Genomic DNA, 19,932 nt, shown 5'->3' with positions numbered 1-19,932 from the left:
ATGGCCTTGTCCCCCCTCAACCGCCGGCGCTTCGAGCGCTTCAAGGCCAACCGCCGTGGCTGGTGGTCGCTGTGGCTGTTCCTGATCCTGTTCGGCCTGAGCCTCGGCGCGGAGCTGATCGCCAACGACAAGCCCGTTGCCGTGCGTTACGACGGCGAATGGTACTTCCCGGCGTTCAAGCGCTACCCGGAAACCACCTTCGGCGGCGAATTCCCGCTGGAGGCCAACTACAAGAGCCCGTACATCCGCGAACTGCTGGCCAAGAAAGACAGCTTTGTGCTGTGGGCGCCAATCCCGTTCAGCTACCAGAGCATCAATTACGACCTGCGCGTGCCCGCCCCGGCGCCACCCTCCACGGACAACTGGCTGGGCACCGACGACCAGGGCCGCGACGTGCTGGCGCGGGTGATCTACGGCTTCCGCATTTCGGTGCTCTTCGCCCTTACCCTGACCGTGGCCAGCTCCATCGTCGGCGTCATCGCCGGTGCCTTGCAAGGTTTCTATGGCGGCTGGGTCGACCTGGCCGGGCAGCGCTTTCTGGAAATCTGGTCGGGCCTGCCGGTGCTGTACCTGCTGATCATCCTGGCCAGCTTCGTGCAGCCCAACTTCTGGTGGCTGCTGGGTATCATGCTGCTGTTCTCGTGGATGAGCCTGGTGGACGTGGTACGCGCCGAATTCCTGCGTGGGCGTAACCTGGAATACGTGCGCGCCGCCCGTGCGTTGGGCATGCGCAACGGCGCGATCATGTACCGGCACATCCTGCCCAACGCCATGATCTCGACCATGACCTTCATGCCATTCATTCTCACCGGCGCGATCGGCACCCTCACCGCCCTGGACTTTCTCGGCTTCGGCCTGCCTGCCGGTTCGCCATCGCTGGGCGAGCTGGTGGCGCAGGGCAAGTCCAACTTGCAAGCGCCGTGGCTGGGCATCAGCGCTTTCGCCGTGCTGGCGCTGATGCTGAGCCTGCTGGTGTTCATCGGCGAATCCGCCCGCGATGCCTTCGACCCGAGGAAGTGACATGAGTGAACAGAACCTGATCGAAGTGCGGGACCTGGCCGTGGAGTTCGTGACCGGGGACCAGGTCAACCGGGTGGTGGATGGCATCAGCTTTGACATCCGCAAAGGCGAGACGCTGGCGCTGGTGGGCGAAAGTGGCTCGGGCAAATCGGTCACCGCGCACTCGATCCTGCGCCTGCTGCCCTACCCCCTGGCCCGCCACCCCAGCGGCAGCATCCGCTACGAAGGCAAGGACCTGCTGCAGCAGAACGAGAAGACCCTGCAGCGCATTCGCGGCAACCGCATTGCGATGATCTTCCAGGAGCCGATGACCTCGCTCAACCCGCTGCACTGCATCGAGAAGCAGATCAACGAAATCCTTCTGCTGCACAAGGGCCTGACCGGCAAGGAAGCGACCGCACGTACCCTGGAGCTGCTGGACCTGGTCGGCATTCCCGAGCCGCACAAACGCTTGAAGGCCCTGCCCCACGAGCTATCCGGCGGGCAGCGCCAACGGGTAATGATCGCCATGGCACTGGCCAACGAGCCGGAACTGCTGATTGCAGATGAACCGACCACGGCGCTGGACGTGACCGTGCAGCTGAAGATTCTCGACCTGCTCAAGGAACTGCAGGCGCGCTTGGGCATGGCGCTGCTGCTGATCAGCCATGACCTGAACCTGGTGCGTCGCATCGCCCACCGCGTGTGCGTGATGCAGCGCGGGCAAATTGTAGAGCAAGCCGAATGCGCCACGCTGTTCAGCTCGCCACAGCACTACTACACCCAAATGCTCATAAATGCCGAGCCCAGCGGGCTGCCGGCGCACAACCCGGTGGGCTCGCCGCTGCTGGAGGTGGATGACCTCAAGGTGTGGTTCCCGATCAAGAAGGGGCTGCTGCGGCGCACGGTTGACCATGTAAAGGCCGTGGACGGGGTCAACTTCAGCTTGCCGCAAGGGCAGACGCTGGGGATTGTCGGGGAGTCCGGGTCGGGCAAGTCGACGCTCGGCCTGGCGATCCTGCGGCTGATTTCCAGCCAGGGCGGCATCCGCTTCCATGGGCAGAACCTGCAAGGGCTGAACCAGAAGGCCGTACGGCCGCTGCGGCGGGAAATGCAGGTGGTGTTCCAGGACCCGTTTGGCAGCCTGAGCCCGCGCATGTGCGTGGCGGACATTGTGGGTGAAGGGCTGCGCATTCACGGCATTGGCACCGCGCAGGAACAGGAAGCGGCGATTATCGCGGCCCTGGAGGAAGTAGGCCTGGACCCGCGCACGCGCCATCGCTACCCCCATGAGTTTTCCGGCGGGCAACGCCAGCGCATCGCCATTGCCCGGGCGCTGGTGCTGAAGCCCGCACTGATCCTGCTGGACGAACCCACCTCCGCGCTGGACCGCACCGTACAGCGGCAAGTGGTGGAATTGCTGCGTAACCTGCAGCAAAAGTACAACCTGACGTACCTGTTCATCAGCCATGACCTGGCGGTGGTCAAGGCGCTGAGTCACCAGTTGATGGTGATCAAGCATGGGCAGGTGGTGGAGCAAGGGGATGCGCAGGCGATCTTCCATGCGCCGCAGCATCCGTATACACGGCAGTTGCTGGAGGCGGCGTTTTTAGAGGTGAATGCCGTTGGTTAGCTTTGGGGGGCTGCTGCTTCGGCCAAAATCCCCGGCTTCGATCCTGGTGATGACCTCGATGCATGAGCTGGAGGCGCTGCGGGTTTTGCTTGAGTCGGCATTGATCAAGGTACAGATACCCGCTGAGCCCAGAACTTCGCCCTAAGGCTGATCAACGTGCTGCAAAGGCCGGCCCTTTCGCGGGCATGCCCGCGAAAGGGCCGGCGCAGGCACTAGAGATTTTTCAGGGGATTGAACAATGACAACAGAAGACACCCAGTTCACCGTCGGCAAAACCACCTCCTAACAAGGCGAAAACGGCACCCACCCACTGTTCCGCATCGAGCCAGGCATCCCCTGCAGGGACGCCCGCGAGCAGTCTTCGGAATTGATGGGTTATGTTTGCGAGCTGCCTATTACCGGCTTGATGGATGAAAAGCCGATGATGATCTGGGCTGCGCATTATCTGAGCGACATGGCCAAGGTACTAATGGATGACGCCGAGCTGGGCATGATGCGCTGAGGATGAGGTTGCCGGGGCCCCGTTGGCTGTCCCCCATCGAACGTCATCCACTCCTCCGAGCAACCCTCCATTCAACCGGTCGTTTCGTTTATTGCGATTTTCGAATATTTCGAATATAACTCGAACTCAGGCTGTTGCATCGTCGCCACAGCCCCGCAATCGATACCGCTCTGGAGATGCTCATGACAACCGCCAACCTCTCTCGCAATGTTCTTCCTGATGAAAAAGAAATTGCCGTGTCTGTCGAGTCAAGCCGCACGCTAGCGGCGTTCCTCTCGACAAAATCAGATACCCAACGGATCGAACTGCTCAACGAGGAAAATCAGCGCCAGGTTGTTGAAGTGCCTACTTTCGCCCTACGCCTGTTCGGCGAGATTCTCAGCGAGCTGGCGTTGGGGAACTCGGTCAAAGTCGTCCCAATCCACGCCGAACTGACGACCCAGGAAGCAGCAGACCTGCTTAACGTCTCCCGGCCGCACTTGGTAAAGCTGCTCGACGAAGCGGTGATTCCGCACACCAAGACGGGCCGCCATCGGCGTGTCAGATTCTCCGACCTGGTTGCCTACAAGGACCAACGTGACGGGGTGAGCCGCGCTGCAATGGATGCGCTGGCAGCCCAAGCTCAGGAATTGAAGATGGGGTACGAATGAAGCACTCGCCCTTCACGGCCATATACGACGCGAACGTACTTTACCCTGCTCCCCTGCGTGATTTCCTGATGAACCTGGCGCTGACGGGTATTTACCGGGCACGCTGGTCAGCGGGCATTCATGACGAGTGGAAGCGCAATCTGCTACTCAACCGACCTGACCTTACGCCTGAACATGTGGATCGCACGTCGTCGCTGATGGATGCTGCGGTACCAGATGCACTCGTCACTGACTACGATTCACCGGTCGAAGGACTGGACTTGCCAGATGAGGATGATCGACATGTCCTCGCAGCAGCAATAAAGTGCAACGCCTCGGTCATCGTCACCTTCAATTTGAAGGATTTTCCCAAGTCGGTTCTCGGGGTCTTCGATATTGAACCCTTGCATCCGGACGACTTCATCGCTGACCTGTGGGACCTGGACAAGGCAGCAGTCCTCGAAGCTGCCCAGCGCCAGCGAATATCGTTGAAGAACCCACCTCATAGCGTGCAGCAGTATCTCGACAGGCTGCTTCAGCAGAAGCTTCCCGAGACAGTGAAATTGCTTTCAGGATTCAAGTTCCTCCTGTGAGTACTCTCAGCAGTGGCTTTCTGGGGAGCAAGGCGATTAGCCGGCAAGCAATAACGATGCAGCCCCGAACACCCAGAAAATTTTTCTGGGTTACCCCGCTCTTCGCCTCGCAACCAGAAATCAAGGGCAGTGATCAATTTTTCTGACAACAATCGTCTTCCATCATCAATCGATTCGGGCATAAATTCTTCACCGTCAACCCCAAGTACCAACGGTAGAGCCATGTCCAGCCCACAAAACCCGCCCGCTTCCCCTGCCCTGGCCACGCTGATACAGCGCTCTGGCCGGCCCAGCCCAACGCTGAGCGAAACCCACGCCCACGCCGTGCTTCAGGCCCACTACGGCGTTGCCGGCAACCTTTCGGTACTGGGCAGCCAGCAAGACCTGAACTTTCGCGTGACCACGCCCCAGGGTGGCTATGTGATGAAGGCCTGCCATGGCAGCTATGCCCAGCTGGAACTTGAAGCGCAGCACGCCGCCTTGGCCTTCCTGCGCGAGCAGGGTTTGCCGGTACCCGCCGTACGCTTGGCCCACAACGGCATGGGGTTGCTGGAACTGGACATCGACGAACAACCACTGCGCCTGCGGCTGCTCGATTACATCGAAGGGCAGCCGCTGACCCGTCTCAAGCACATGGAGCCACACCTGATGGCTGAGCTGGGCGGGCTCTGTGCGAAGCTGGACAAGGCCCTGGCCGGCTTCGACCACCCAGGCCTTGCGCGCACCCTGCAATGGGACCCGCAGCATGCCCAGGCGTTGATCGATCATCTGCTGCCGGTACTGCAGCACAGCGGGCAGCGCGCCCGCATCGAACACGCCACCCGCCAGGCCCGAGAGCGCCTGATGCCGCTGGTTGATGATTTGCCAAGCCAGGCCGTGCACCTGGACATCACCGACGACAACACCGTGTGGGCCCGTGATGCCCAGCGCCAGTGGCAACTGCAAGGCGTGATCGATTTCGGCGACCTGCTGCGCACCTGGCGCATCGCCGACCTGTCGGTAACCTGCGCTGCGCTGTTGCACCACGCCGAGGGCGACCCACTGCGCATCCTGCCAGCCGTGCGGGCCTACCAGGCGCTCAACCCGTTGACCGAGGCCGAACTGCGCGCGCTGTGGCCATTGGTGCTGAACCGCGCTGCCGTACTGGTGCTGAGCAGTGAAAAGCAGCTCGCCGTCGACCCGGGCAACCAGTACACCCGCGACAACATTGCCCACGAATGGGAAATTTTCAACACTGCCACCGCCGTGCCCATCGCCCTGATGGAGGCGGCCATCCTGCAGGCTGCGGGCCTGCAACCCAAGGCGCCGGACTTCAACGGTTGCGCACCCCTGCTCCCCGAGCTGGCCAGGCAGGCGGTAACACGGGTGGACCTGGGGGTACTCAGCACACACTGCGAGGCCGGCAACTGGGAGCAGCCCGGTTTCGACCAGCGTCTGCTGGCTTCGCAGGCCGCTCCGGCCTGCAGCCTGCACGGGCAATATCGCCTGTCGCAAACCCACATCGACCGCCCCGAAGAGCCCGCCACCTGCGCCCTCGGCGTTGAGCTGCACCTGCCCAACGGTACCCTGGTGCAAGCGCCAGCACCCGGCACCTGGCAGCGACACGGCGACGGCCGTGGCTGCCTGCGCACCGCGCATTGGGCTTTGTGGCTGCACGGCCTGGAAAACGCACCGGCAGAAGGCCAAGCCGTGGAAAAAGGCCAGTCCCTGGGCAACAGCTGTGGTTTCCTCAGCATACAGGTGTGCCTGGACGACGGCATCCAGCCGCCATTCTTCGCCACCCCGTCACACGCTGCCGCCTGGCTGGCCCTGTGCCCGTCGCCAGCCGCGCTGCTGGGCTTCGATTGCGATGCCCAGCCGCTACCCGATCCGCAAGCCCTGCTGGCCCGCCGCGACGCCAGCTTCGCCCGTTCGCAGAAGCACTACTACGCGCAGCCGCCACACATCGAACGCGGCTGGCGCAACTACCTGATCGACATGCAGGGCCGTTCATACCTGGACATGCTCAACAACGTCGCGGTGCTAGGGCATGGCCACCCTCGCATGGTCGCCGAGTCGGCGCGGCAGTGGTCGCTGCTGAACACCAACTCGCGCTTCCACTACGCCGCCATCACCGAGTTCTCCGAGCGCCTGCTGGCGCTGGCACCCGAAGGTTTCGACCGGGTGTTCATGGTCAACAGCGGCACAGAAGCCAACGACCTGGCGATTCGCCTGGCCTGGGCCTACAGCGGCGGGCGTGACCTGCTCAGCGTGCTGGAGGCCTACCACGGCTGGTCGGTGGCCACCGATGCCATCTCCACGTCCATCGCCGACAACCCGCAAGCCCTGGAAACCCGCCCGGACTGGGTGCACCCGGTCGAGGCACCGAACACCTTCCGCGGGCGTTTCCGCGGTGCCGACAGCGCCGCGGACTACCTGCAGGACGTCGACGCCAAACTGGCTGACCTGGATGCCCGTGGCCGCCAGCTGGCGGGCATCATCTGCGAGCCGGTGTACGGTAATGCCGGCGGCATCTCGTTGCCGGCCGGCTACCTGAGCGATGCCTATGCCAAGGTCCGCGCCCGTGGCGGGGTATGCATCGCCGACGAAGTGCAGGTGGGTTATGGCCGCCTGGGCGAATACTTCTGGGGTTTCGAGGAGCAGGGCGTGGTGCCCGACATCATCACCATGGCCAAGGGCATGGGCAACGGCCAGCCGCTGGGCGTGGTCATCACCCGCCGCGAAATCGCCGAGGCGCTGGAGGCCGAGGGTTACTTCTTCTCCTCGGCCGGTGGCAGCCCGGTCAGCTGCCGCATCGGTATGGCGGTGCTGGACGTGATGCAGGAAGAAGGCCTGTGGGACAACGCCCGCGACACCGGGCGCTACTTCAAGGCCCGCCTGCAGGCGCTGGTCGACAAGCACCCACTGGCCGGGGCGGCACATGGCTCGGGCTTCTACCTGGGGCTGGAGCTGGTTCGCGACCGCGCAACCCTGGAGCCGGCCACCGAAGAGACCATGACGTTGTGCAATCGCCTGCGTGACCTGGGCATCTTCATGCAGCCGACCGGGGACTACCTGAATATCCTCAAGATCAAGCCACCGATGTGCACCACCCGGGCGAGCGTGGACTACTTTGTCGACTGCATTGACCGAGTGCTGGGCGAAGGCCTGTAAGTATCACGGCGTGGGCCCGATGGCTGCGGCCCACGCCTGCAATGCCCCCGTTGCTGCCATGGCGATCTGTTCATCCGTGCGCCCGCTGAACTGGCGCTCGATCGCATCGGCGGCAATCAGCCCGGCAATGGTGGGCTTGCCTACGGCATCAGTCAGGTCCAGCCACTCACCCCAACTGGCAGGCACGTCATACCAGCGCAGGTAGCCGGAGGGTGAACACGGCCACCAGCGCTCATCGAACTGCAGAATCACCTTCTCCAGCTTGCCCATGCCCAGATGTACCAGCGCTTGTTGCTGTGTTTCAGGTAACGCCGGGGTGAAGTGCAACATCTTCAACGCCCCCACAGGGACAGTGCAAATGCAGAAATCGCACACCTCTTCATTCACCTTGACGCGCGCGCTCGACCAGTCGATGTGGGTTACCGGAGTGTTCAGGTGGATATCCAGGTCCTTTGCCAGCAAGTCGACAAGCTCGCTGTAGCCGCCTGGCAGCATGCTATCGCCATGCCCGACACCCTCTTCGTCCAGCGCACTGAGCGACAGTTGCTCCACTGGCAAACACGCTTCCAGGACAAGATTGGCGTCGATGGCAAACTGTGTGGCGCGCCTGCGCGCAGGGTCGAGTGTGGCCAAGTAGCGGTTGATCGCCTCAGACAAGGGCTGCCGCCGGTCGATACTTTTGGTCAAGGCAGCCCAGGCGCCGTCGACATCGGGCAGTACCCCGCCCCTTGCAGCTGCAAGCGGGCGGCTGAAGTCGGTCTCGACGCAAGCCAAGCCGTGCTGCTGCGCAACGGTGGCCAATGGGTTCTCAGCGAAATGCTGCAGCCATGCAGCGCCTTCATCCGCCTTTATGCCGCCCAGGTCGACAGAATGCGTGCGGCCACCTGTTCGCCCCCGTGCCTCCAGCACAGTGCAATCGACACCCTGCGCCCGCAGGCGTTGTGCTGCAGCCAGGCCTGCACAGCCCGCGCCGATCACGATCACCCTGCGCGCGCCGGCACTCAAGGCTGCCTCGGCGGCACGCAGCCCGTCATTCCAGGCGCCATGAGTCATTGCCGGGGCGCTGGCGTCACAGGCTTCCCCGGCGATGACCAAACGCTCATGCAGCACCTGGCCCAGGTCACTTCGATGCTGCGGTGTCCCTCCAGGCAACAGCGCGCTGTAGGCACCGAGGCTGAACGGGTCTGTACTCCAGTGAGTGACATGCCACGCGGTTGGTCTATGCACGCTCTTCTCCATCGGGGGGGACTGTCCTGTACGCGCATTAGTGTTCATAATTTCTAGCAATAAAAGATGATCATCATCAGGTTTACTGACAATGGCCTTTACCAGCGACTCCTTGGCAATTTTCCTCGCGGTGCTGGATGCCGGCTCGTTCTCCGCCGCCGCGCGCAAGCTGGGCCGCGTGCCTTCGGCCGTAAGCATGGCAATCGCCCAACTGGAAGCGGAGCTGGACCTGCCGCTGTTCGACCGGGCCACGCGCAAAGCCTTGCCCACCAGCGCCGCCCTGGCGCTTGAGCCCCAGGCCAGGCAGGTGATCTGCCAGCTCAACCTGCTGGATGCCCAGGCCCTGCAACTGCACAAGGGCCTGGAAAAACGCCTGACCATCGCCGTGGCGCCCGAGCTACAGACTGGCCGCTGGAGCCAGCCACTGGAAACCCTCGCCCAGGAATTTCCCAGCCTGGAAATCGAAGTGCGCTCCGCCACCCAGACCGAAGCCATTCGCCTGTTGCATGACGGCAGTGTGCAACTGGCACTGGTGTTCGAACGGCCCGGCATCGACGAACGTGAGTCGTTCCTCGAAGCCGGCAGCCAACTGCTGGTGGCCGTCGCCTCACCGCGCCATCCGGCCGGGCAGAACAGCGGCACGCCACTGCCTGAAGAGGCCTTTGCCGAACAACGGCAGATCATCGTGGCCTCGGGCAAGGCCACCGGGTCGGACCCGCGCATGGTGCTGTCGCGGCGCATCTGGCTGACCGACAGCTACCTGGCCACGCTGGAGCTGGTGCAGTCCGGGCTGGGCTGGGCCTATCTGCCGCAGCCGCTGGTTGAACCGCTGATTGCTTCCGGTGCACTGGCCGAGGTGCGCTTTGACAACATGGCCAGCCGCCTGCGCCTGTGGGTGGACATCATCTGGATCAAATCGCGCCCGTTGGGCCTGGGCGCTCGACGCTACCTGGAGGTAATGCGCCAGCTGTTCGAGAAGGAGCCACCCAGGGCGTGAAGCCCCTTGCAGGCGTCGCTGCCCTTTTGGAGATTGCCCAGGCCTTTAGGCTGCGCTGTCACGTATAGAACAGGGGTAATGAGCTCGTTGCTGTGGAAGCGGGTCAGGCTATCGGCGCCACCAATCTGTATCCCACCCCTGCCTCGGTGATGATGAACCGTGGCGCCGTGGGGTCATCACCCAGCTTCTGCCGCAGATGCCCGACCACGATCCGAAGGTAGTGGGTATTCTCTACATGGGTAGGCCCCCAGACATCCTTGAGCAGTTGCTGCTGGGTAATCACCCGCCCTGGGTGCCCGGCCAATAGCGCCAGCAAGGCATACTCCTTGCGCGTCAACGCCACCTCCACACCGTCCAGGGTCACCCGGCGAAAGGCAAAATCCACGGTCAGTGGCCCAAAGCTGGCTGCCACTTCCGAGCCCCCGGCCTGTGGCACCTGGCGTAGCAAGGCCCGCACCCGCGCCAGAAATTCCTGGATGCCAAAAGGCTTGGTCACGTAGTCATTGGCCCCGCCGTCCAGCGCATCCACCTTCTGCACTTCACTGGCGCGCACCGACAGCACCATCACCGGCACCGCGCTCCATTCGCGCAGTTCACGCAGCACCTGCTGGCCGTCCATGTCCGGCAGGCCCAGGTCGAGCACCACCAGGTCCGGCTTGCCCAGTGCAGCCTGGGCCAGCCCTTCCTGGCCGGTAGCGGCTTCGAGCACCTTGTAGCCCTGCGAGGCCAGGCTGATGCGCAGGAACTTGCGGATCTGCGGTTCATCGTCGATGACCAACAGGGTGGCGGACTGGCTCATGGGGTTTCGCTTTCGGCTTCAGGTTGAGGGGGTAGCGGCAAGCATAAAGTGATGCCGGTGCCCTGGCCATCAATGCCTTCGCCCACCAGAATCTGCCCGCCATGGGCGCCGATCATGCCCTGGCAGATTGCCAGGCCCAGGCCTGTGCCCTGCCCGCCGCGGTCACCACGGGCAGCGGTATAGAACATGTCGAAAATCTTCTCGCGGTCGGCGACTGGAATGCCCGGGCCCTGATCGCTGACGGTAAAGCGCAACTGGTCTTCATGCACGGCCACTTGCAGCTCCAGCCGACCATTGGCCGGGGAGAAGCGTGCGGCGTTTTCCAGCACGTTGACCAGCGCCTGTTCGATCAGCGCCGCATGCACGAACAGCAACGGCAGCTCGGCCGGTACGTCGGTGTGCACCCGCAGCGGCGCCAGCACGACGCGCAGGCGGTTCAGCGCACTGCCAACGATGTCGCCCGGGGCTACCCAGTCGCGGGCAAGCTTGAGGCCACCATGGCCCAGGCGGGTCATGTCCAGCAGGTTCTGGATATAGCGGTCGAGGCGTTCGGCCTCGTTGCGGGTGCCCTCCAACAGCTCGCGGCGGTCTTCAGGCGGGATCGCTTCGCCCAACGCCAGCAGGCTGTCGATACTGCCGCGCATGGCGGTCAACGGCGTGCGCAGGTCGTGGGAGACGGACGCCAGCAAGGCGCTGCGCAGCTGCTCAGTTTCGCCATGCAGGCGCGCAGCCTCCAACTGCTCGGCCAGACGGGCGCGGGCCAGGGCCTGAGCCAGTGGCTGGCCCAAGGCCGTCAGCAGACGCCGGCGTGGGTCGTTGAGCGGCTGCCCGTTGCGCGGGCGCACACCCAGCAGTGCCAAAGGCTGTTCGTCCACCGCCAGCGGCCACCACCACCAGCGGCCATTGGGCAAGGTGTCGCTGCCATGGCCAGCGGCCTGGCCGTGCTGCCAGGCCCAATCGGCGGCAGCCCGTTCGGTGTCGCTGAAGGCGTGGGCTTCGCCGCTGGCCACCTGCAGCTGGCCTTCAGCGTTGCGCTCCAGCAGGCACACCTGCATGTCTTGCCAGCCGTCCAGATGCTGGCCGGCGGCATTGAACACGGCCTGGCGGTCGGTGGCCACGGTCAGTCGGCGCGACAGGTCAAGCAACTGGCTGGTCTGCGCCTGGGTTTCGCGCAGCGCCTGCAACTGGCGGCGCTGGCGCGCGGCGAGGTTGCCGGTAAGCGCGGCCATCAGCAGGAAGAACACCAAGGTCAGCACGTCTTCTTCGCGCTGGATGCTGAACGAGAAATTGGGTGGAATGAACAGAAAATCGTAAGTCAGGAACGATAACGCGGCGCACGCCAGCGCAGGCCCCAGGCTGCTGCGCACCGCCACCAGCAACACCGCAGCCAGAAACACCAGCGAGATGTTGGGCAGCGCCAGCACACTCGACACCGCCCAGGCCAGCCCCGCCGCCATGACCGTGGCCAGCAGCGCCAGCAGGTAGTGGCGCCACACCCACACCCGCCGCACCGCCGACCGCGGTGCGTGCGGCTGCATGTCGCGGTCCAGCACGTTGATTTCCAGCCCATGGCTTTCGCGCAGCAGCCGCGCAGCCACACCGGCACCGAACAGGCGACGACGCAGGCGGTCACGGGACTGCCCCACCAGCACCAGGCTGGCCCGCCGTTCGGCGGCATGCTGGATCAACGTGCGCGCCACTTCGCCAGCCCTTAGCAGCACCACCTCACCGCCCAGGCGCTCGGCCAGCTGCTGCGCGGCCTGCAAACGGTGACGCGCGGTTTCGTCGCGCAGGCGGCCGTTGTCCACATGCACCAGGCTCCAGGGCAGGTGGCGGCGTTGCGCCACGCGGCTGGCATGGCGCACCAGGCGTTCGGCCTGGTCGTCGCCGTCCACGCCTACCAGAAGCCGCCCGCGCAAGGCCGGGGCCTCTTGGCCACGCTGGCGATAGCCGTCGGCGAGGTCGGCATCGACCTGCGCGGCGGCAGTTTGCATGGCCAGTTCGCGCAAGGCGGTGAGGTTGGTTTGCGAGAAGTAAGCATCGATGGCCGCCCGCGCCTGCTCGGGCACGTAAACCTTGCCTTCACGCAGGCGTTCGAGCAGTTCACGGGGGGGCAGGTCGATCAGCACCAGTTCGAAGGCTTCCTGCAGCACCCAGTCCGGCAGGGTTTCACGCACTTGTACCCCCGTGATGTCGCGCACCTTGTCGTTGAGGCTTTCCAGGTGCTGGACGTTGACCGTGGTGTACACGTCGATGCCGGCGGCCAGCAGCTCCTGCACGTCCTGCCAGCGCTTGGCGTGGCGGCTGCCGGGGGCGTTGGTGTGGGCCAGTTCGTCGACCAGAGCCAAGGCCGGCGCAGCCTTGAGCAGGCCGTCGAGGTCCATTTCCTCAAGGGTGACGCCACGGTACTGGCTGCGCAGCAACGGCTGCTGCTGAAGGCCGGCGAGCAGCGCTTCGGTTTCAGCACGGCCGTGGGTTTCCACCACCCCGGCCAGCACCTGCACACCCTGACGTTGCTGGCCGTGGGCGGCCTGGAGCATGGCGAAGGTCTTGCCGACGCCGGGGGCGGCGCCGAGGAACACCTTCAGCCGACCCCGGCCGGTGCGCGGTAGGTTAGCCAACAGCGCATCTGCGCGGGCGGAATCACTCATGTTTCATCCTTTGCTTTTTCAGGGGCAAGCACCGTAACTGTGGGAGCGGGTTCACCCGCGAATGCGTTGCCGGCAGCACTATCGCATTCGCGGGTGAACCCGCTCCCACAGGGTCCCTGCTACCGCTTCAATTTCATTTGGTAATTGCGAGCTTTTCCAAGGCCTTGTTCAACGCCAGTACATTGACCACCGGTGGGCCGATCAATGGGTGGAGGGTGGCCTCTTCCTGCAAGGCTTGCAAGCGCTCCACCGGCAGTTTCCGCGCCGCCGCCACACGTGGGATCTGATAGGCAACCGCCTCCGGTGGCAGGTGTGGGTCGAGGCCGCTGCCCGAGGTGGTCAGCAACGCCTGCGGCACCGGCCCCTGCTGCACCTGATACAGCGCAGCCGCCTCCCCCTTGACCCGCTCGGCCAGCGCCGGATTGCTTGGCGAAAGGTTGCTGGCACCGCTGGCCACCGTGGCGTAAGCGCCTGCCGACGGCCGTGCATGGAACCAGCCATCACCCTTGAATTCCTGGGCGATCAGTGCCGAACCGCGCACCTGGCCCTGGTCATCCCGCACCAGGCTGCCATTGGCCTGGTCCGGAAAAACAACCTGGGCGGTGCCGGTCACTGCCAGCGGATACAGTGCGCCGGTCACCAGCGTCATCAACAGGGCCAGGCTCAACGCCGGGCGTACATAAGCATTCATGGCGGCCTCCTCAGACCAGGTTCAGGGCATTGAGCAGCAGGTCGATCAGCTTGATCCCGGCAAATGGCACCAGAATGCCGCCCAGGCCGTAGATCAGCAGGTTGCGCCGCAACAGGTGCGCCGCACTGGCCGCCTGCACCCGCACGCCACGCAACGCCAGCGGGATCAGCACGATGATGATCAGCGCGTTGAACACGATGGCCGACAGGATCGCGCTCTGTGGGCTGGCCAGGTGCATCAGGTTGAGTACGCCCAGCTGCGGGTAGATGGCCGCAAACAGCGCTGGCAGGATGGCGAAGTACTTGGCCACGTCGTTGGCAATAGAGAACGTGGTCAACGCACCGCGGGTCACCAGCAACTCCTTGCCGACCTGTACTACATCCAGCAGCTTGGTCGGATCGCTGTCCAGGTCGACCATGTTGGCCGCCTCGCGCGCGGCCTGGGTGCCGTCGTTCATGGCCATGCCCACATCGGCCTGGGCCAGTGCCGGGGCGTCGTTGGCGCCGTCGCCGCACATGGCCACCAGGCGACCGTCGTTCTGCTCCTGGCGAATGCGCGCCAGCTTCTTCTCGGGGGTGGCCTCGGCCAGTACGTCATCCACGCCCGCTTCGGCGGCGATGGCAGCGGCAGTCAACGGGTTGTCGCCGGTCACCATCACCGTGCGGATGCCCAGCTTGCGCAGTTCGGCGAAGCGCTCGCGGATGCCGGGTTTGACCACGTCCTTGAGGTGGATCACGCCAAGCAGGCGCTTGTCGATACACACCAGCAGTGGTGTGCCGCCACTCTGGGCAATACGTTCCACTTCGCGGGCCAGCGCCGGGGGCATTTCCAGGCGTTGCATGCCGACGAACGCCAGCACTGCATCTACCGCGCCCTTGCGGTAGCGGTGCTGCTGGTAGTCGATGCCCGACAGGCGCGTTTCGGCGCTGAAGGCCACGGCTTCGAACTGACCGGCGGGAGGCTCGACGAAGTCGTGCAACTGGCGCAGGTACTCGACAATCGACTTGCCCTCGGCAGTATCGTCAGCCAGCGAGGCCAGCAAGGCGCCCTCCCCCAGTTCCTTGGCAGCGATGCCCGGTGCTGCATGCAGCGCGCTGCAGCGGCGGTTGCCGAAGGTGATCGTACCGGTCTTGTCGAGCATCAGCGTATGCACGTCACCGGCGGCTTCCACTGCACGGCCCGAGCGGGCAATGACGTTCAGCCGCACCAGCCGGTCCATGCCGGCGATGCCGATGGCCGACAGCAGCCCGCCGATGGTGGTGGGGATCAGCGTCACCAGCAACGCAGCCAGGAAGATCAGCGGCAGGCTGCCCCCCACAAATTGGGCGAACGGCTGCAAGGTCACCACCACGATCAGGAAGATCAGCGTCAGGCCGATCAGCAGGATGTCTAGGGCGATCTCGTTGGGAGTCTTCTGTCGCTTGGCACCTTCGACCAGGGCAATCATGCGGTCCAGGGTCGACTCGCCTGGGTTGCTGGTAATACGGATCAGCAGCCAGTCGGAGACCAACCGGGTGTTGCCGGTGACCGCCGAGCGGTCGCCGCCGGACTCGCGGATCACGGGTGCAGACTCGCCGGTAATGGCGGCCTCGTTGACCGCCGCGATACCTTCAAGCACCTCGCCGTCGCCGGGGATCATCTCGCCGGCTACCACGCGTACCACGTCGTCCTTGCGCAGCGCGCTGGCAGCAACCGTCTCGTAACTGCCATCACGCTGGCGACGCTGAGCGGTCAGGCCTTGGCTACCGGCCTTGAGGCTGTCGGCGCGGGCCTTGCCACGGCCCTCGGCGAGGGCTTCGGCGAAGTTGGCGAACAGCACGGTAAACCACAGCCACAGGGCGATTTGCACGGCAACACCCGTGCTCACGCCATTACCGGGGGCGAAGCACAGCACGGTGGTGAGCACTGCGGTCAGGGCCACCACCAGCATCACCGGCGAGCGTTTGAGCTGACGCGGGTCGAGCTTGACGAACGCCTGCACCAGCGCCGGGCGCCACAGCGCGGCGAAGCGGGTCTGGTCCTTGGCAGTGTGCCGGGTATTCACTTCAGGAATGGGCATGTTCATGATCGGTCCTCAAAAACCCAGGCTCAGGTGTTCGGCGATTGGCCCAAGGGCCAGGGTCGGCAGGAAGGTCAGGCCACCGACCAGCAAAATGGTCACCAGCAGCAGGCCGGTGAACAGCGGGCCGTGGGTGGGGAAGCTGTTCTGCCCCTGTGGCGCGCTTTTCTTCGCCGCCAGGCTGCCGGCCAAGGCCAGGATCGGCAGGATGTAGCCAAAGCGGCCGATGAGCATGGCCAGGCCGATCATCAGGTTGTGGTACACCGTGTTGGCGCCAAAACCGGCGAACGCCGAGCCGTTGTTGGCCGTGCCCGAGGTATAGGCGTACAGCAGCTGGCTGAAACCATGCGCCCCAGGGTTGGTGACCGCCCCCGCCGGGCCTGGCAGGCTGGCAGCAATGGCGCCAAGCACCAGCACGCCCACCGGCATCACCAGCAGGGTCGCCACCAGCAACTGCACCTCACGGGCCTGGAGTTTCTTGCCCAGGTATTCCGGGGTGCGGCCAATCATCAGCCCGGCCAGGAACACCGCGATCAGGACGAACAACAGCATGCCGTAGAGGCCAGCCCCGACGCCGCCGAAGATCACCTCGCCGACCATCATGTTGACCATCGCCACCATGCCGGTCAGCGGGTTCAGGCTGTCGTGCATGGCGTTGACCGAGCCGTTCGAGGCCGCGGTGGTAGTGACCGTCCACAGCACCGAACCGGTGGTGCCGAAGCGGCTTTCCTTGCCCTCCAGGGGGCCGGTCTGCTGCACCTGCGGGTTCTGCAGGGCCGGGTTGGGTTGATGCTCGGACCACAACGCCGTGCTGCCACCGATCAGGAACAGGGCAAGCATGCAGGCGAGGATGGCGCGGCTCTGGCGCAGGTCCTTCACGTAGTGGCCGAAGGTGAACACCAAGGCCACCGGAATGAGGATGATCGAAGCCACCTCGAACAGGTTGCTCCAGGCCGTGGGGTTTTCGAACGGGTGCGCCGAGTTGACGCCGAAGAAGCCGCCACCATTGGTACCCAATTGCTTGATAGCGATCTGGCTGGCAGCCGGCCCCAGTGGAATGGTCTGGTCAGCACCTTGCAAGGTCAGCGCATGGGCATAGTCGGCAAAGGTCTGCGGCACGCCCTGCCATACCAGCAACAGCGCCAACAGCAAGCACAGCGGCAGCAAGCAGTAGAGGGTGGCACGGGTCATGTCGACCCAGAAGTTGCCCAGCGTCGAGGTGCTGCGCCGGGCAATGCCACGGCACAGCGCAACCAGCACGGCCAGGCCGGTGGCAGCACTGACAAAGTTCTGCACGGTCAGGCCGAGCATCTGGCTCAAATAGCTGACCGAGGCCTCACCGCTGTAGGCCTGCCAGTTGGTGTTGGTCACGAAACTGACGGCGGTATTGAACGCCAGCGACCATTCCTGGCCTGGCAGGTGCTGCGGGTTGAGCGGCAGGTAGCCCTGCAATAGCAGCACGGCGAACAGCAGCAGGAACCCGACCAGGTTGAAGGCCAGCAGGGCCAGGGTGTACTGCCGCCAGTTCTGCTCCTGGCTGTCGTTCACCCCCGCCAGCCGGTAGCAAGCTTGCTCGACCGGGCCGAGTAGTGGCGACAGCCAGGTGCGCTGGCCTTCCATGACCTTGAAGTAGAACCGCCCGAGCCAGGGTGCCGGTAGCAGCACGATGGCAAAGAACGCCAGGAGCAAGGCGAAATCGTAACTGTGCATGGTCGCTCCCTAGCTGCGATCGGCGCGCAGCAGCGCCACCAGCAGATAAAACGCCAAGGCCACTGCCAGCAGCAGTGACAGCCCGTCGAGCATGTTCATGAGTGGTTCTCCCCGTGTTACGGCTTGGGCCGCTTTGGGGAAATTGTCTTAGGGAGGGGCGTAAAGGGGCGAGATCTGGGGATGGGGGGAGGTATAAAGAATGCGTAAAGATCAGCTTGTTGGGCTGCCTGTACTGGCCTCTTCGCCGGTGAATCCACCGGTACAACACAGGCCATGAAGACTGTGCAGTACATGTGGGAGCGGGCGTGCCCGCGAAGAGCCCGTTACAGGCTTATTGCTGTGGCGGCTGCTGTGCGGCGTTACGGCTCCAGTCCAGCAGCAGGCTGTAACCGACCGCCAGCAAGGTCGGCCCAATGAACAGGCCAATGAAGCCAAACGCAAGCAAGCCACCGAATACACCCAGCAGCACGATCACCAGTGGCAGGTTGCCGCCACGGCTGATCAGGTACGGCTTGAGCACGTTGTCCACGCCGCTGATGACGAAGGTGCCCCAGATACCCAGGAACACCGCCATGCCGTATTCGCCCTTCCACACCAGCCAGGCAGTGGCCGGGATCCAGGCCAGTGGCGGGCCCATGGGGATCAGGCTGAGCATGAAGGTCACCAGGCCCAGCACGATCGCCCCGGGCACCCCGGCAATCAGGAAGCCGATCAGCGCCAGCAGCGCCTGCGCCGCCGCCGTGCCGATCACCCCGTTGACCACCCGCTGCACGGTACCGGCTACCAGCTCCAGGTAATACTCGGCGCGCTCGCCCATCAGCCGGTGCAGCAAGCGCAACACGAAGGCTGCCAGACGCGGCCCGTCGCGGTAGAAGAAGAACACGAACACCAGGCTCAGGGTCAGTTCCAGCACACCGCTGCCGATCTGCGCACTGCGCGCCAGCAACCAGTTGCCCACCTGCCCGAAGTAGGGCTTGGCCGAGGCCAGCAAGGCCGCGCCTTGCTGGTCCAGCGATTGCCACCCGTTGACCAGGCGCTCGCCCACGAATGGAATGCCACCCAGCCAGGCCGGCGCATCGGGAAGGCCATCGACCTGCACGTCACGTACAAACGCCGTGGCATCGCGAATGTGATCGGCCAGGTTGAACCCCAGCCACACCAGCGGCAGTGCCACGATCAGGATCCAGGCCGTGGTCAGCAGGCTTGCCGCGAGGGTTTCACGCCCGCCCAGCACACGGGCCAGCAAGCGCATCAACGGCCAACTGGCAAAGGCCAGGATGGCCCCCCACAGCAATGCCGAAATGAACGGTGCCATCACCCACAGGCCGGCGCCCAGTAACGCCAGCAGCAGAATCTGGACCAGCAGGCGATCATTGTTAACCATGGTGGCGCTCGTTCAACGGATCAGTTCAAGGTGCAGGCCGTCTGTAGGCGCACTGCCGACCTCAAGGCGGCCATTGCGCACACCGGCCTTGACCAGCGCCTCGCGCCAGGCTTCGGCCTGGGCGCCACTGAGGCTGGCGCGCAAGGTGCTGTCGAGGTTAAGGCTGCGGGCCAGCAGGTTCACCCAGGTGTCTTGCGGTGCAGCAAGGTCAGGGTAGTCGAGCTTGCCGGTGTCACGCATTTCGCGCAGCACCGTGGCGGCGGTTGGCAGCAGCTCGCCCAGCGGGCTGCCGGCGACGAACTCCTCCACATGCAGGTAGGCGCGGCGGTTGCCACGGGTGACGCTGTACAGCGCGACCAAGGTGTCGGCCTCTTCTGCCGAGCGGCGCAGCAAGATGAACGCCTGCTGCTCGTCGCCACCGTTGAGGCGGGCATTGGCGAACACATCGTTGGCCCACAGGCTGGCCTCGCCGCAATCGCGGCCCTGGCACCAGAACAACGGGTAACCGCCGTCACGCTGCAGCTCTTCGCGGGCACTGGTGAAGGCTTCACGTGCAGTCCGTTCGACTGGCAGTTCGTAGGTTACCGAGCTGACCTGGCCGCGGCTCTCGACCTTGTTCTCGACCCGCAGGCGGCCGCTGATCTTGCGCAGCGGGCCCATGGGGTAGACACGCTCCTGCTCCACGGCCGGGCGCTGGTCAACGACCTTTGCGTCCACCGGCACCGGCAGGCTGCCCGCCCACAACAAAGGGCTGGCCAGCGCCAGGCAGGCGGCGACAGCAGTACGGATGGCAACAGGCGCGCTCATTGGCGAACCAGGCGGCGCGCGGCGCCGAAGTGAAGCTCCAGGATGTCTGGCAGTTGCATGGTTGTCTCCCTGTTCAACCCGCCAAGCCTCGACACTTG

The 19,932-nt window shown here is 64.4% G+C and carries 15 protein-coding genes and 1 pseudogene; 7 read left to right on the top strand and 9 right to left on the bottom strand.

The features are described 5' to 3' along the window. The 6 genes and pseudogenes from WF331_RS20275 to WF331_RS20250 all read left to right on the top strand — a co-directional run bounded on the left by WF331_RS20275 (position 1) and on the right by WF331_RS20250 (position 7,509). The gene (locus WF331_RS20275; protein WP_016488246.1) at positions 1-1,020 is read left to right on the top strand and encodes an ABC transporter permease; all 1,020 of its coding nucleotides are present in this window, start codon (positions 1-3) and stop codon (positions 1,018-1,020) included. A 1-nt stretch (position 1,021) separates the two neighbouring features. Further along, positions 1,022-2,632 carry an ABC transporter ATP-binding protein gene (locus WF331_RS20270; protein WP_340623241.1) on the top strand — a complete coding sequence of 537 codons (1,611 nt, stop codon included), beginning with the start codon at positions 1,022-1,024 and terminating at the stop codon, positions 2,630-2,632. 238 nt (positions 2,633-2,870) lie between these two features. Continuing rightward, positions 2,871-3,134 (top strand): annotated as a pseudogene (locus tag WF331_RS20265) (DUF3077 domain-containing protein). A gap of 182 nt (positions 3,135-3,316) precedes the next feature. After that, positions 3,317-3,784: a helix-turn-helix domain-containing protein gene (locus tag WF331_RS20260; protein ID WP_016498727.1), complete on the top strand. Its 468-nt coding sequence runs from the start codon at positions 3,317-3,319 to the stop codon at positions 3,782-3,784. Beyond that, positions 3,781-4,356: a PIN domain-containing protein gene (locus WF331_RS20255; RefSeq protein ID WP_016498726.1), complete on the top strand. Its 576-nt coding sequence runs from the start codon at positions 3,781-3,783 to the stop codon at positions 4,354-4,356. Before WF331_RS20260 ends, WF331_RS20255 begins: the two co-directional genes overlap by 4 nt. A gap of 222 nt (positions 4,357-4,578) precedes the next feature. After that, positions 4,579-7,509: an aminotransferase gene (locus WF331_RS20250; RefSeq protein ID WP_340623240.1), complete on the top strand. Its 2,931-nt coding sequence runs from the start codon at positions 4,579-4,581 to the stop codon at positions 7,507-7,509. 3 nt (positions 7,510-7,512) lie between these two features. Here the strand turns inward: WF331_RS20250 and WF331_RS20245 are convergent, their stop codons facing one another. Next, positions 7,513-8,748, bottom strand: a complete 1,236-nt coding sequence (locus tag WF331_RS20245; protein WP_284400006.1) for a flavin monoamine oxidase family protein — start codon at positions 8,746-8,748, stop codon at positions 7,513-7,515. A 79-nt stretch (positions 8,749-8,827) separates the two neighbouring features. On the opposite strand from WF331_RS20245, the gene WF331_RS20240 reads away from it, so the two are divergent. Continuing rightward, the gene (locus WF331_RS20240) at positions 8,828-9,733 is read left to right on the top strand and encodes a LysR family transcriptional regulator (RefSeq protein ID WP_049277296.1); all 906 of its coding nucleotides are present in this window, start codon (positions 8,828-8,830) and stop codon (positions 9,731-9,733) included. Between the two features lie 103 nt (positions 9,734-9,836). On the opposite strand, the gene WF331_RS20235 is transcribed toward WF331_RS20240, so the two are convergent. From WF331_RS20235 to WF331_RS20200, 8 genes are all read right to left on the bottom strand, one after another. Beyond that, positions 9,837-10,532, bottom strand: a complete 696-nt coding sequence (locus tag WF331_RS20235; protein ID WP_049277298.1) for a response regulator — start codon at positions 10,530-10,532, stop codon at positions 9,837-9,839. After that, positions 10,529-13,183, bottom strand: coding sequence for a sensor histidine kinase (locus tag WF331_RS20230; protein ID WP_016498721.1), 2,655 nt, complete (start codon positions 13,181-13,183; stop codon positions 10,529-10,531). Before WF331_RS20230 ends, WF331_RS20235 begins: the two co-directional genes overlap by 4 nt. A gap of 133 nt (positions 13,184-13,316) precedes the next feature. Further along, positions 13,317-13,874: a potassium-transporting ATPase subunit KdpC gene (gene kdpC / locus WF331_RS20225; RefSeq protein WP_340623239.1), complete on the bottom strand. Its 558-nt coding sequence runs from the start codon at positions 13,872-13,874 to the stop codon at positions 13,317-13,319. A 10-nt stretch (positions 13,875-13,884) separates the two neighbouring features. Beyond that, positions 13,885-15,939, bottom strand: a complete 2,055-nt coding sequence (gene kdpB, locus WF331_RS20220) for a potassium-transporting ATPase subunit KdpB (protein ID WP_016498719.1) — start codon at positions 15,937-15,939, stop codon at positions 13,885-13,887. A gap of 9 nt (positions 15,940-15,948) precedes the next feature. Then, positions 15,949-17,643, bottom strand: coding sequence for a potassium-transporting ATPase subunit KdpA (gene kdpA, locus WF331_RS20215; RefSeq protein ID WP_016498718.1), 1,695 nt, complete (start codon positions 17,641-17,643; stop codon positions 15,949-15,951). Between the two features lie 9 nt (positions 17,644-17,652). Continuing rightward, the gene (gene kdpF / locus WF331_RS20210) at positions 17,653-17,742 is read right to left on the bottom strand and encodes a K(+)-transporting ATPase subunit F (RefSeq protein ID WP_003251485.1); all 90 of its coding nucleotides are present in this window, start codon (positions 17,740-17,742) and stop codon (positions 17,653-17,655) included. A gap of 232 nt (positions 17,743-17,974) precedes the next feature. Continuing rightward, the gene (locus tag WF331_RS20205) at positions 17,975-19,027 is read right to left on the bottom strand and encodes an AI-2E family transporter (RefSeq protein WP_340623238.1); all 1,053 of its coding nucleotides are present in this window, start codon (positions 19,025-19,027) and stop codon (positions 17,975-17,977) included. Between the two features lie 12 nt (positions 19,028-19,039). Beyond that, positions 19,040-19,834 (bottom strand): DUF4892 domain-containing protein, encoded by a 795-nt coding sequence (locus WF331_RS20200; protein ID WP_016498716.1) that lies wholly within the window; start codon positions 19,832-19,834, stop codon positions 19,040-19,042. Positions 19,835-19,932 lie beyond the last annotated feature (98 nt).

The sequence above is a fragment of the Pseudomonas sp. YNh genome (assembly GCF_037993085.1).
Lineage (GTDB): Bacteria > Pseudomonadota > Gammaproteobacteria > Pseudomonadales > Pseudomonadaceae > Aquipseudomonas > Aquipseudomonas putida.
This window is presented reverse-complemented; position numbering and strand designations above follow the sequence as displayed.

Excerpts from the sequence above, each read along its gene's own strand:
- WF331_RS20245 (WP_284400006.1), bottom strand. The coding sequence starts at position 8,748 with ATGGAGAAGAGCGTGCATAGACCAACCGCGTGGCATGTCACTCACTGG.
- WF331_RS20260 (WP_016498727.1), top strand. The coding sequence starts at position 3,317 with ATGACAACCGCCAACCTCTCTCGCAATGTTCTTCCTGATGAAAAAGAA.
- kdpF (WP_003251485.1), bottom strand. The coding sequence starts at position 17,742 with ATGAACATGCTCGACGGGCTGTCACTGCTGCTGGCAGTGGCCTTGGCG.
- WF331_RS20240 (WP_049277296.1), top strand. The coding sequence starts at position 8,828 with ATGGCCTTTACCAGCGACTCCTTGGCAATTTTCCTCGCGGTGCTGGAT.
- WF331_RS20275 (WP_016488246.1), top strand. The coding sequence starts at position 1 with ATGGCCTTGTCCCCCCTCAACCGCCGGCGCTTCGAGCGCTTCAAGGCC.
- WF331_RS20250 (WP_340623240.1), top strand. The coding sequence starts at position 4,579 with ATGTCCAGCCCACAAAACCCGCCCGCTTCCCCTGCCCTGGCCACGCTG.
- kdpB (WP_016498719.1), bottom strand. The coding sequence starts at position 15,939 with ATGAACATGCCCATTCCTGAAGTGAATACCCGGCACACTGCCAAGGAC.
- WF331_RS20200 (WP_016498716.1), bottom strand. The coding sequence starts at position 19,834 with ATGAGCGCGCCTGTTGCCATCCGTACTGCTGTCGCCGCCTGCCTGGCG.
- WF331_RS20235 (WP_049277298.1), bottom strand. The coding sequence starts at position 10,532 with ATGAGCCAGTCCGCCACCCTGTTGGTCATCGACGATGAACCGCAGATC.
- kdpC (WP_340623239.1), bottom strand. The coding sequence starts at position 13,874 with ATGAATGCTTATGTACGCCCGGCGTTGAGCCTGGCCCTGTTGATGACG.
- WF331_RS20255 (WP_016498726.1), top strand. The coding sequence starts at position 3,781 with ATGAAGCACTCGCCCTTCACGGCCATATACGACGCGAACGTACTTTAC.
- WF331_RS20205 (WP_340623238.1), bottom strand. The coding sequence starts at position 19,027 with ATGGTTAACAATGATCGCCTGCTGGTCCAGATTCTGCTGCTGGCGTTA.
- kdpA (WP_016498718.1), bottom strand. The coding sequence starts at position 17,643 with ATGCACAGTTACGATTTCGCCTTGCTCCTGGCGTTCTTTGCCATCGTG.
- WF331_RS20270 (WP_340623241.1), top strand. The coding sequence starts at position 1,022 with ATGAGTGAACAGAACCTGATCGAAGTGCGGGACCTGGCCGTGGAGTTC.
- WF331_RS20230 (WP_016498721.1), bottom strand. The coding sequence starts at position 13,183 with ATGAGTGATTCCGCCCGCGCAGATGCGCTGTTGGCTAACCTACCGCGC.